We start from the raw sequence: 12,198 nt of genomic DNA on the forward strand, positions 1-12,198 counted from the left end.
TGATCAGCCCCGGGCGAGCTCCCGGGCCTGCTCGGTTCCACCTGCAGGTCCTCCCGGTCCGGCACCGGCGCCTGCCCGGACCACCAGTTCCTCGCAGGAGCGCAGCACCACCTGGCAGGCCTCGAGGGCTCCCCGGTCCGTCAGCGGGTTCTCGGCCATCACGCGCCAGCGGCGCAGGGTCCCGAACGAGGTGGAGCGGATCTCTTCGGCATCCGCGCCGGGCGCCAGGGCAAGACGCTCCGCGGCACCCGTGCCGGATCCGCCCACCAGCCGCTCCGCCTCGTCCGCTGCACGTGCCGGCAGGGGGACGAGGCCCGAGCGCAACGCGGACAGCAGCCGCAGCTCGCTGATCTCGTGGGCGTTGGCCGTGATCCTCTCGATCCCGGCCAGCAGCCGGGCGCCGTCCTCCCGCGGGTGGGTGCGGAGCAGCGCTTCCAGTCCGGCCAGCGCCGTCCGGACCCGCAGGGTCGCCGCCCGCGCGTTGAACTGCCGCATCACGAGCGCCAGCAGGTTGTCGAGCCCGCTCCGCCGGGCCAGCTCACGCGCCAGCGCCGTCGCATCCGTGGTGCCGCCACGGACCAGCGCCGCTCCCAGCCGCAGGCCGAACATGCCGAAACGGTCGAGCATCCGCGCGGCGTCTTCGGCGGAGATCCCGAGGGCGGGGCCCCCGGCGACGAAGCGGTCCGCGGAGATCAGCATGCGCTCGCGCTCCGCGTTCCCGAGCGCAGCCAGGGCGACGAACGCCTCGTACTCCGCCTGCCGCAGCGTCCGCGAGCTCTGGGCGAGGAGGCCGGCCATCGGCAGGACGTCGAGCACCAGTGACCTCAGCGAGGGGTCGGCCCGGTACCGGTCGGCGATCCGGGAGGCGGAGATGAGGGAATCGATGCGGCCGGCCCCCACCTCGTCCGCCCGGGACAGGACCGCGAGCGCATTCACGGTGCCCGCGTGGGCCGCACTGGTGTCGCGGAAGGCCTCGAGGAACGTGATGTCCGAGGCGTGCAGGTGCCGCATCAGGTAGATCACGGCATCCGCCTCGGACGGCGCGTCCTCGGGCGTGAGGAACCGGGTGCTGCGCGCGGAGACATCCGCCGAGAGGGAGGCGATGCCGGGTGTGTCGATCAGCGTCATGGAGCGCAGGTTCTCTGCCGGCCACTCGACGACGAGCCGGGCGACGTCCTCGGCCCGCTGCCCGCCGAGGTCGAAGACGAGCCGCCCCTGCACCCTCGTGAGGGGAAGCAGCCGCGGTTCGCCGTCCACGGGGTACAGGGTGATCCGGGGCGTGGCCGCGTGGCGGTACCAGGTGATGATGCGGGTGCACTCCCCCGTGTCGGTGGGAGCTATCTCCTCGCCGATGATCGCGTTGAGGAGCGTGGACTTGCCGGCCTTGACCATGCCCGCGACGGCGACGCGCAGCGGCTCGCGCAGGCGCTGCGCGTACGTCTCGAGCTCGGCACGCACCGCAGGTTCGTCGTCGTACACCGTGACGGCCTCCAGCAGGAGGGCCTCGACGGCGCCGCTGTCCCTCATGCTCCTGCTGCCATCACGTCCGCGGCGACCTGCGGCACCGGGGTGGCTGCGGGAAGGAGCTTCCTGGCCTGCGCGTGCACCTGGTCGATCCGCGTGAGCTCGGCCTTCAGCTGGACCACCCGCTCATCGCGCTGCTGCCGGAAGCTCGAGGCCGTCCGCTGCGCGGCGGTGACCGAATCGGCGAGCGACCGGTGGTGCTCCTCGGCGATGTTGCCGAAGTGGTCGCGGATCTCGCGCTGGACGAGGCGCAGCCGGTCCTTCAGCTGCTTGCCCACCTGGAAGACGACGTCGTCCATCTGCCGCCGCACGAGGGCCTTGGCCTCCGACTGGCGCCGCTTCAGCCTGGCGTCCTTGTCCTCCCGGTACGCCTTGCGCCCCAGCAGCAGGCCGGCTCCGACCGAGAGCGGATTGATGAGGGACATGCCGATGATGCCGGTCAGCAGCCCGAACATCAGGACGCCGCCGTAGGAACCGCGCATGCCGATCAGCACCTTCCCCGCGGCGCTGACGTGACCGGGGTCCAGGTAGGGCACCTCCTCGACGGGTGCGAGGACCCCGTCCGTACTGGAGACCTCCAGCAGGGGCAGAGGCACCTCGTCGAGTGCGAACAGTTCGGCCACCTGCTCGGCGAGCCACTGCGAGCGCTCGTTGGTCCAGACGAAGGTGTCGGACACCGCTGAGGCGACGCGCTGCTCGAGCCACTCCGCGAACTGGTCCCAGACGGGCCCCGGATCCCCGGCGTCGATGGCGGTCTCCGCCTCCCGCTGGATGGACCGGAGCCGGTCGCGGAGATCGTGCTCCATGTCGGAGATCAGGTCCGAGGCGCCGTCGTTCAGGGTGGTCTGCCAGCGCGATGAGCGCTTCCGCTGCTGGTCGGCCTTCTCCTTGGCCTCCTCCAGCTCGGCGAGGAGCACGGGCACTCCCTCGGGGTTCTGGAGCGCCTGGAGCTCGGACCTCACCGACAGCCGCAGGTGCTCGGTGGTGGACAGCAGGTCCTGCGCCACGGAGTTCCGGCGCAGGGCCTGCGCCTTGCCGACGACGTCGTTCCGGAGGTAGGCGATGAGCTCGGGGAACCCGGACTCGCGGTTGAGCTCGGGATCCTTCGCCTGGGAGGCGAAGAGGCGGAGGTCCGAGGAGACCGGGATCAGCGGTGCCGCTTCCATGCCCGCCTGGGCGAGGTGGGCGCGGTCGAGGTCCGCGACGGCCCTCCACTGCGGGTAGAGATCGGTCTTCGACAGGACGCACCCCACGTTGGGGACGATGCGCTGGGCCTGCTTGAGGAACCGGAGCTCCGGTTCGGTGTACTCCTGGGAGGCATCCGAGACGAGGAGCATGGCGTCGGCCGTGGGCAGGGCCGTGAGGGTGGTCAGCGCGTGGGCCGATTCGAGGCCGCCGACCCCGGGGGAATCGATGATGGAGAGCCCGTCGGCCAGTACACGCCGGGGAAGGCGGACCTCCGCCGAGGCGAGCCCCTGGCTGTTCGAGGGATTGCCCCGCTCGGACACGAAGCCGGCGATCTCCTCGAGCGCGATGGGGCGGCGCTCGAACGCCGAGGCATCCTGTTCCGCCCCGCCGCTCCCGCGGGGCACCAGCACGGCTGCGCTTGGGGGATCACCGAAGCTGACGACCGTCGGCACGGAGGTCGCGATGTCGTCATCCACCGGGCACACCGGCGCGTTCACGAGCGCGTTGATGAGTTTGCTCTTGCCCTGCTTGAACTCCCCCACCACGATGACCCGGATGTCCGGGTTCGCCAGGCGCACCAGCGTCTGCTCCAGCCTCTGGCGCAGGTCCGCCCGGTCCCCGGCAGCGACCAGGCTGAGACCGCGGTTCACGAGCGTGGTGAGATCGTCCATGTAAAGCTCCCCGATGAGTTGTTGTATGAGACCGCAGGCAAGCCCAACGGGGTGGATCCCCCGTTGGGCTTGCCCGAGTTGTCCTGCAGTTAGAGCGCCGAGTCCTCGACGGTGAGCTCGGTGTTGACCTCCACGTCCAGCTCGTTGTCGACGAAGATCGCCGAGTCGTCGATCGAGGTGAACTCGTTGTCGGAGTTGTCGGTCACGACCTCCGTCTCGTTGAAGGAGTTCTCGACCTCGAGCGTGTTGTCGACCGAGCTGTCGGTCTCGTTGAAGGAGTTCTCGACCTCCAGCTCGTTGTCCACCGAGTTGTCGTTGAACGAATCCTGCACCACGACGTCGGTGGTCTCCGAGTTGTCGGTGACGGAGTTGTCCGTGTTCAGCGAGTTCTCCAGCTCGACATCGATGTCGGTGTCCACCGAGTTGTCGGTGGTCGAGTTGTCCGAGTTGTCGTTGAAAGAGTCCTGGACGTCGGTGTCGATGGAGTTGTCCGAGTTGTCGGTGGTCGAGTTGTCGTTGAACGAGTCCTCGAGCTCCACGTCGATGTCCGTGTCGATGGAGTTGTCGGAGTTGTCGTTGTAGGAGTCCTCGACCGAGTTGTCGGAGTTGTCCGAGTTGTCCGAGTTGTCGGAGTTGTCGGAGTTGTCGTTGTAGGAGTCCTCGACCGAGTTGTCCGAGTTGTCGTTGTAGGAGTCCTCGACCGAGTTGTCGGAGTTGTCCGAGTTGTCCGAGTTGTCGTTGTACGAATCGGTGGTGTTGCCGATCGCGACACTCGCGGAGCCGCCGGCCGTGACGTTGGTGGAGCTGTCCTGGGAGTGGTCGTCCGAGTTGTCCACCGAGTTGTCCACCCTGGCGTCACCGTTCGCCGCGACCGCACCGTTGCCGGAGGCGATGAAGGCGTCGTTGTCGAACATCTGGGTGACGTCGCCGTTGGCCCAGATGTTCTGGTTCACGGACTGGTCCGTGATGGTGTCGCGGTCATCCACGGAGGAGGTGTAGGAGTAGTTGTTCACGACGTGCAGGAGCTGCTGGACCGCGTTGCCGTGATCGTTGTCGTCGCCGCCCGTGGAGGGCGTACCCGGCGTACCCGGCGTGACCGGCGTCGTCGTTCCGCCGCCGCCACCGCCCGGCGTTGTCGGCGTGGTCGTTCCGCCGCCGCCCGGGGTGAAGGGAGCGGGGGTCACATCGCCGGAGGAGTTGCCGCCGGTGTTGTAGCTGCGTCCGAACGAGCTGGCGTTGCCGCCGCCGAAGCTGACCGGGGCGTAGTCCAGGACCACGGGCATGACGGCGTCGACGTCGTCCATGCACACGTCGCCGAGGCCGGCTTCGGCGAGGACGCCTTCGGGGTCGCTGATGAATTCGCTGGCCGCTTCCTGGTCATTGAAGAGGTTCATCAGGAAATCGAGGAGATCTGAAGCGAGAGTAGTCATGAGATGTTCCTTCGGTGGTGGTGTCGATTCGCCGGGCGGCTCTGCCTGGCTTGTTTCAAACGTAGGAGCGGGGGTGCACCGGGGGCATCGGTAGTTGGCCCCCTAACCCCGGGCTCCCATTAGGGGTTTCGGCCGGCGCCGTTAGGGGCCCCCACAGGTGAAGACCCCCTGGCGGCAGCACTGCCGCCGGCTGCCGGTTCCAGGGCGAGGCGGAGCCGGGCCAGGAGTTCCGAGCGCGACGACGCTCCGAAGCGCCGCCGGATGCGGGCCACATGGTGCTCCACGGTGCGGGGCGAGATGAAGATCTCCTCGCTGATCTCGCGGTAGGTCCGGCCCAGCAGGACCAGCTGCGCGATCTCGCGTTCGCGCCCGCTGAGGACCGGGCCCGCCGTTCGCCGCGCGCCGTCCCCGGGAACGGTGCCGGCGCGCGCTGCCGCCGCTGTCCGGAGGGCGGCGGCCCGCGGCGCACCGGGCGCGTCGCGGGGCGTCCTCGGGTCCGGCCGCGATGTCCGTTCCCGGACGGGGCGCAGGTCACGGGCGCAGGAGAGCAGCCTGGTCATGTCCTTGCGGTCCGCGGCCCGCGCCGAGGCGTGGCCTGCCAGCCGGGCGCCCTCCCAGGGGAAACCCTCCGCGGCAAGGCATCGTGCCGCCCCCTCGACGGCGTCGGCATCGAACCTCCCGGCGAGTACGGAGACCCACGCCTTGCCCGCGGCCGCGAACGTGGCAGCCAGTGGATACGTCGCCGCCTGGCGGACCAGCGCCGCCGCGTGGGGAGCCAGGTCCTCGGGGCGTTCGAGCAGGAGGCCGGCCTGGACGGCCGACCAGTGCAGGGGCACGGACCACAGGGGTGGATTGCCGAGCCTGTCGAGGAGGAGCCACGCCTCTTCGAGGTGTGGCTTCAGCCCTTCGACGTCACGGAGCCGGGCCGCGGCGATCACCAGTTCGTCGAGCGGAAGGATGGCCAGCAGGTCCACGGAGACGTGGAGCAGTGCCTCGCGGGCGCGTTGCCAGGCCTCGACGAGGGCGGGTGTGTCCCCTGCCCTCCTGGCGAGTCCCACCTCGAGCGCCTGCAGCAGCAGCTCGTCCCGCGGGCCGAGCTGCTGCTCGCCCCCTCCGGCGTCCACGATGAGGTGCCGCGCCTGGACGGGCTGGTCGAGGAGCATCGCCGCCCAGGCACCCAGGAGGCACAGGCGCGGGCGCAGGACCTGCCCCCCTTGTCCGCCGGCGAGTGCCGCCTGGATGAGCGACAGCGCGGTCTGCGGCTTGCCGGCCAGGAGCCCGACGATCGCCGCGAAGGACGCCGGCAGCTCCGGTGAGGGCGCGATCCTTCCGGTCGAATTCAGCGTGTCGGAGGCACGGATGAGGATGGGGAGGGCACCGTAGGGATCGGGGCCGAGGGACAGCAGGGCTCCCTCGGCGAGGAGCGTGTGCGCGACGTCGTGCAGCGAGGGCGACGGCGCCGAGGCCCTCCCCTCGATCATGGAACGGGCCCCTGCGGCATCACCGGCGGCCAGCAGCGCGAGCGCGCCGAGCGGCTCCACCCCCGGCGGGCGGAGGGCGGCCGCCCAGCGGTGGACATCGGCCGCACGCGACATCATGCCGCGGTGAGCCCAGAGCGCACTGGACACCCGGACCGCCCGGGCGAAGTCAGGGAGGGTCAGCTCCTCCTCGGGAAGCTGATGCCCGAAGTAGGTGTCCAGGATGCGGGAGGCAGCGTCGAGGTCGCCCGCCCCGAGCGCCGCCTCGGCCCGGCGTGGTGCGGCGGTCAGGGCATCGGCACCGGCAGCGACCGCGAGGTCGAGCGATTCCAGGGCTCCGCAGGGGTCGGTGCCGAGGAGGGTGGTGCCCTCCTGGACGAGCAGGGCCGCCAGGCGTTCGTCGACGAACCCCTCCCCGGCCAGCTGGCGTGCGAGGCGGCCGAGTGGCAGCCTCTCGGAGCAGTACAGGTCCACCAGGGCGCGCCGCAGCCGCCGCACCTGGTACGGATCCGCATCCCTCAGCACCGAGGCACGGAGCTCGGTGGACGGCCGGCCGTCGGCCTGCACGAAACCGGCAGCCCGTGCCCGGTCCACCAGGTGCTCGGGCGGCGTGCCCTCGCTGTACAGCAGCGGCGGGACGAGGCCGGGGATCGAGAACCCGACGCACAGCGCGAGGACGACCTCGTAGGTTGCGGTGTCCAGTTCCAGCGGGTGATTGCCGTGCGGGCGCACGTCAGCCTCGAGGTAGTGGGCCACCACGATCAGGCCTCCACGGGTGCGGAGGATGCGGTGGGGTCCCCACCGGCCGGCGGATCAGTGGGCGTCGGCTCAACGGCCGGCGGTGGCGGCTCGGTTGCCGGCTCGGTGGTGGGCTGGGGGTCGGGCGAGGGAGGTGGGGGCGTCGTGGGGTCGGTGGTCGGTTCGGGTGCGGGCGGCGGGGTGGTCGGCTGCACGACGGGCGGCACCGTGGTGGGCGCCGGGGTGGGCGCCGTGGTGGGGCTCGGCGCTTCGCTGACGGGAACGGTGGGGCTCGGGGCGGGGCTCGACGGCGGGAAGGGCGCGGGCGGCGTCGGATCGACCGGACTCGTCCCGGGCTTCTGCGCGGACGCCGGTGCCTGCGAGGAGGAAGACGGCGCGGGTGAGGGTCCTTCTCCTGCCGGCGCTCCGCCGGGTGCTTCCTCCGAGGTCGAGGCTTCTCGCCGTGCGGCCTCCGACGCCTTGCCCGTGCTGCGGCTCGTACCGTCGGCAGGAGCCTCTTCGGTGCTGCTGGGCCTGTCCTCCGATGGGGCGTCCTTGACCCCTGCCCGCTCCAGGAAGGTCTGGCCCTCATCAGGGGCCAGGGGTCCGGCGGGCCCTTCGCTCGCACTCTCGCCGGGCTCGGGGGTTGCACTCTGCGTCGCCGGTGCGGGTACCGGCTTCTCGGCGGCCTCGGCCCGTGAGTCGCCCAGCGCCGAGATGGCGGGAAACAGGCCCGGGGCGTTCGTCGCACTGGCTGTCGCGACTCCCAGCAACGCCACGGCCGCCGCGATGGCCCCCACCCGGATCCCCAGCCGCTTGTTCGGTGCCATGGACACCGGGCCGTGGCGCGGCGCCGTGGCCGGCCGCCGGGCGGAGGGCAGGGAGAACCCGGCTGCATTGGTGCGTGCGGCGGATGCTCCGCTCCCCGGCACCGCGCTGGGATCCTCGTGGTGCTCCGCGGCGCCTGCCGCGGCCGGGTCCTGGCCGGAGGCATCCTCGAGGGCCGCGGTCGCGAAGGCCGCGCCGAGGGCCACGGAAGCCTTGGGGTCGAGGTCGATGGCCAGGGGGCGGTTGAATTCCTCGGAGAGGAGCTGTGCCACCAGTGGGATGCGGGATGATCCGCCGATCAGCAGGATGGCGGTCAGGTCCTCCGCGCCGACCCCCGCACTCTCGAGGGCCGAGCGCAGGGTGTCGACCGTCTCCGCGAGCGCGGGTTCGATCATCGCCTCGAATTCCGACCGGACCAGCCGTACCTGCGAGTGCACTCCGGGAAGCATCACCGAGACCGTCGCCTCGGAGTCCGACGAGAGGGCTTCCTTCGCTTCGGCGCATTCCCGGCGCAGCCGGTTGAGGGCGGCAAGGACCTCGGGGGCGGACGGATCGAGGTCCGCCGGGGAGATCTTCGCGCTGTCGAGGACGCTGTGGAAGACCTCCTGGTCGAAGTCCGCGCCGCCGAGGCGCTCGAGGCCCTGCGGAACCCCGAGGACCGTGAAGGAATCGGCGTCGCCCTTCCGGACCACCGTCGCGTCGAAGGTGCCGCCGCCGAGGTCGTAGACGGCGAGCGTGCTCCCACTGGCGACATGCTCGCGGGAGGCGTACGACAGCGCTGCGGCCTCGGGCTCGGTCAGCAGCTCGACGTCGTGGATGCCCGCCTCCGAGAGTGCTCCCCGGAGGAGGGCCTTCCGGTGCTCCCCCCAGCCCACGGGATGGGTCAGGGTGACGACGTCGGGAGATCCGCCCTCCCGCTCGACGGCGACGCCCACCACCCACGAGACGACATCGGCGAAGAGGGCCTGCGGGAGGACCTCGGTGCCCCCCACCATGAGGGGGACGTCATCGCCCATCCGCCGCTTGAATTCCCGGGTGACACACTCCGGCTGCGCGAGTCCCCTGCGCTCCGCGGCCTCTCCGACCAGGCGTGTCCCGTCGTCACCGAGGAAGACGACCGTCGGTATGGCCGATGCGCGGCTGCCCAGCGGGAGGACCTGCGGCGCGTCCGACCCCTGGCCGCCTGTCCGTATGACCGCCGCGGCCGTGAAACTTGTTCCTACATCAATGCTGAGACCGTAACCCATAGTTTCCCCATGTCATGCTCGTCCTTGACCACCAGGGCCCAGCTAACCGGAGGGTCACGAGCAAAACGAGAGTAATCCCGCGCACCCGGTACTTGTCTTCAGCGCCGGACTACCTGCCCCCTTCGGCGTCGCTTTCCGCAAGGATTTGCAAGCATTGGCATAAATTCCCCTTTTTATTGCAAGGCTGCGCCCCGGACCGTACAAGCCCTGCCGGGAGCTTCGCTAACCTCTGACGAACTGGCCCGCAGACGCGGGAAGGTCTCACCAGAAAGTAGCCCATGCATTCTTCCGTCAGCCTGCGCGCAGGCCGAGCAGCGGCCGGCGTCGTCCTCACCGCCGTTGCACTGTCCTCCCTCGCAGCACCTGCGTCGGCGGCACCGACCACTGTCCTCGCCGATGGGACCACACTTGCCGACACGCTCCAGGCCGACGGCGCCTTCACGGCATCCGTGGATGCTCCTGCCGGCTCGAAGGTGAAGTTCAAACTCGACGGCGCCTACCTGGGCCAGGACGAGACCGCCCCCTACTCGTGGCCCGTGACCACGGGCTCCGGAAGGCATAAGCTCAACGTCCGGTGGGAGACGCCCACGGGACGGGAGGAGGCCACCGTGTCCTTTTCCGTCGGCACCTCCGCGCAGCCCGCGGCACCCGTGGAAGCGGCCGCACCTGCACCTGCGCCGGCACCGGCACCCGCACCCGCACCCGCCGGCACCGTCCAGGTCTCGACCGCGGCCGGGCTCAAGGCGGCCCTCGCCTCCGCCCTGCCCGGGCAGGTCATCGAGCTGCAGGACGGCCGCTACCTGGGGGCCTTCACGGCCTCGGCCTCCGGCACGGCCGAGGCGCCCATCACGCTCCGGGGATCCCGCAGCGCGGTGCTCTCCTCCGGGTCGACGTCCTCCGGCTACGGCCTGCACGTCACCGGCTCGAACTGGCGCATCAGCGGCATCTCGGTCGCCTCCTCCAGCAAGGGGATCGTCCTGGACGGATCGAGGAACACGGTCATCGACGGCGTCGACGTCGGCACCATCGGCGCGGAGGCCGTGCACTTCCGCTCGGGCAGCTCCGACGGCGCCATCCTCAACTCGTCCATCCACGACACCGGGCTCAGGCAGCCCGGGTACGGCGAGGGCATCTACCTCGGCAGTGCCAAGAGCAACTGGGTGGGCGGCGCACCGGACCGGTCCGACCGCATCACGGTGCGCGGCAACCGCATCACCAACACGGCCGCCGAGGGCATCGATGTGAAGGAAGGCACCACGGGCGGCGTCATCACAGGCAACGTCTTCACCAACGCGGGCTCCTCGGGCGCGAACTACGCCGACTCCTGGATCGACGTGAAGGGCAACGACTACCGGATCGAGGGCAACTCCGGCACCGGCACCAGGCTCGATGCCTTCCAGGTGCACGCGGCCCTGGACGGCTGGGGAACCGGAAACGTGTTCACCGGGAACTCCGTGCAGGGTGGCGTGCCGGGCTACGAGGTCTGGGTGCAGTCGGCGAACCTCGGCACGACGATCACGTGCACGCCGAGCGGTGCGGCACGCGGGCTGAGCAACATCGCCTGCCGGTAGCGGCGGAGGCGACACGCCAAGGGCCGGGTGGGACGATCCCCCCGGCCCTTCGTGCGTCCGGTCGAGCTAGAGCGCGAGCGTCGGGGCCTCGTCGCGGACGTCGGAGGCGAGCTCCACCGTCGCCGCCTGGGCGGGGCGGCCGAGCGCCCGGTACTGCCAGCCCTTGGCCGTGTACTCGTTCGCGTTCAGGGCGTGGCGCCCGTCGAGGATGCGCCGGTGGTTCACCAGGGCGCCGAGCGTGTCCGGATCCGCGTTCCGGAACTCGGACCACTCGGTGAGCAGCGCGACGACGTCGGCCTTCTCCACCGCCTCGGCCATGGAGCCGACGTAGTTGAGGTCCGGGTAGGCGCGGTGCGCGTTCGCGTTGGCCTCCGGATCGTACACGGAGACGATCGCGCCCTCGAGGTACAGCAGGCGGGCGACATCCAGTGCCGGAGCGTCGCGGACGTCGTCGGAGTTGGGCTTGAACGCGGCACCCAGGGCGGCCACGCGGACGCCGGCCAGGCTGCCGCCGGCCAGCTCGCGGATGAGGTCCACGGTGCGCACGCGGCGGCGGTTGTTGATGGAATCCACCTCGCCGAGGAAGCTCACCGCCTGCCCGACACCCAGCTCTTCCGCACGGTGCTTGAAGGCCCGGATGTCCTTCGGGAGGCAGCCGCCGCCGAAGCCGAGGCCCGGCTTGAGGAAGCGTCCGCCGATGCGGTCGTCCAGGCTGAGGGCCTTCGCGAGCTGGTTCACGTCGGCGCCGGTCGCCTCGCAGATCTCGGCCATGGCGTTGATGAAGGAGATCTTCGTGGCGAGGAAGGAGTTCGCGGCCACCTTCACCAGCTCGGACGTCGCGAGGTCGGCGACGATCACCGGCGTGTCGAGGTCGAGGATCGGCTTGAAGACGCTGCGGAGCTGGTCCTCGGCCCACGCGGAGCTGACGCCGAAGACCAGGCGATCCGGGTACAGCGTGTCCTGCACCGCGAAGCCCTCGCGGAGGAACTCGGGATTCCAGGCGAGCTCGAGCTCCGTGCCGAGCGGGGAGAGCGACTGCACCATGGACGTGATGCGGGCAGCCGTCCCGATGGGGACGGTCGACTTCCCGACGAGCAGGGCCTTCCGGTCGATCCGCGTGGCGAGCGCGGTGAACGCGGCTTCGACGTAGCGGAGATCGGCAGCCGAGGAATTGGGCGCCTGGGGCGTGCCCACGCAGACGAAGTGCACATCGCCGAAGGAGGCGGCCTCGTCGAAGTCGGTGCTGAACCGGAGGCGGCCGGAGGCGAGGGCTTCCTCGAGCTTCTCGGGCAGCCCCGGCTCGAAGAACGGCACCTTCCCGGCGGACAGCATGTCGATCTTGCGCTGGTCGACGTCGACGCCGAGGACGTCGAAGCCCATGATGGCCATGCAGACGGCGTGGGTGGCCCCGAGGTAGCCGGTGCCGATGACCGTCACCCGGGGTGCCGGCTGGTCGTTCTCGTGGAAAGTGCTCATCGTGTGTCCTCTTTTGGGTAGGGGATGGCGCAGATTGTCGCGGGGAG

Annotated in this window: 7 protein-coding genes; 1 reads left to right on the forward strand and 6 read right to left on the reverse strand. The window is 70.6% G+C overall.

Annotated elements, in window-relative coordinates:
- Positions 1-3 precede the first annotated feature (3 nt).
- The 5 genes from AC1MFI_RS00530 to AC1MFI_RS00550 all read right to left on the reverse strand — a co-directional run bounded on the left by AC1MFI_RS00530 (position 4) and on the right by AC1MFI_RS00550 (position 9,104).
- Positions 4-1,527, reverse strand: a complete 1,524-nt coding sequence (locus AC1MFI_RS00530; protein WP_479818755.1) for a dynamin family protein — start codon at positions 1,525-1,527, stop codon at positions 4-6.
- A complete protein-coding gene (locus AC1MFI_RS00535; RefSeq protein ID WP_479818757.1) occupies positions 1,524-3,383 on the reverse strand; it encodes a dynamin family protein in 1,860 nt (619 codons plus the stop codon). Before AC1MFI_RS00535 ends, AC1MFI_RS00530 begins: the two co-directional genes overlap by 4 nt.
- Before the next feature lie 89 nt (positions 3,384-3,472).
- Positions 3,473-4,813: an IniB N-terminal domain-containing protein gene (locus tag AC1MFI_RS00540; protein WP_479818759.1), complete on the reverse strand. Its 1,341-nt coding sequence runs from the start codon at positions 4,811-4,813 to the stop codon at positions 3,473-3,475.
- 119 nt (positions 4,814-4,932) lie between these two features.
- Positions 4,933-7,050: a LuxR C-terminal-related transcriptional regulator gene (locus tag AC1MFI_RS00545; RefSeq protein WP_479818760.1), complete on the reverse strand. Its 2,118-nt coding sequence runs from the start codon at positions 7,048-7,050 to the stop codon at positions 4,933-4,935.
- 2 nt (positions 7,051-7,052) lie between these two features.
- On the reverse strand, positions 7,053-9,104 hold the full coding sequence (locus AC1MFI_RS00550) for an Hsp70 family protein (protein ID WP_479818762.1): 2,052 nt from the start codon (positions 9,102-9,104) through the stop codon (positions 7,053-7,055).
- 278 nt (positions 9,105-9,382) lie between these two features.
- Here AC1MFI_RS00550 and AC1MFI_RS00555 point away from each other — a divergent pair, with 278 nt between their 5' ends.
- The gene (locus tag AC1MFI_RS00555; protein WP_479818764.1) at positions 9,383-10,675 is read left to right on the forward strand and encodes a right-handed parallel beta-helix repeat-containing protein; all 1,293 of its coding nucleotides are present in this window, start codon (positions 9,383-9,385) and stop codon (positions 10,673-10,675) included.
- A 66-nt stretch (positions 10,676-10,741) separates the two neighbouring features.
- Here the strand turns inward: AC1MFI_RS00555 and AC1MFI_RS00560 are convergent, their stop codons facing one another.
- Complete coding sequence (locus AC1MFI_RS00560) at positions 10,742-12,151, reverse strand: UDP-glucose dehydrogenase family protein (RefSeq protein WP_479818766.1); 1,410 nt, start codon at positions 12,149-12,151, stop codon at positions 10,742-10,744.
- Between the last annotated feature and the right edge of the window lie 47 nt (positions 12,152-12,198).

This window comes from Arthrobacter sp. BC5, assembly GCF_056680255.1.

Excerpts from the sequence above, each read along its gene's own strand:
- AC1MFI_RS00530 (WP_479818755.1), bottom strand. The coding sequence starts at position 1,527 with ATGAGGGACAGCGGCGCCGTCGAGGCCCTCCTGCTGGAGGCCGTCACG.
- AC1MFI_RS00535 (WP_479818757.1), bottom strand. The coding sequence starts at position 3,383 with ATGGACGATCTCACCACGCTCGTGAACCGCGGTCTCAGCCTGGTCGCT.
- AC1MFI_RS00540 (WP_479818759.1), bottom strand. The coding sequence starts at position 4,813 with ATGACTACTCTCGCTTCAGATCTCCTCGATTTCCTGATGAACCTCTTC.
- AC1MFI_RS00550 (WP_479818762.1), bottom strand. The coding sequence starts at position 9,104 with ATGGGTTACGGTCTCAGCATTGATGTAGGAACAAGTTTCACGGCCGCG.
- AC1MFI_RS00555 (WP_479818764.1), top strand. The coding sequence starts at position 9,383 with ATGCATTCTTCCGTCAGCCTGCGCGCAGGCCGAGCAGCGGCCGGCGTC.
- AC1MFI_RS00560 (WP_479818766.1), bottom strand. The coding sequence starts at position 12,151 with ATGAGCACTTTCCACGAGAACGACCAGCCGGCACCCCGGGTGACGGTC.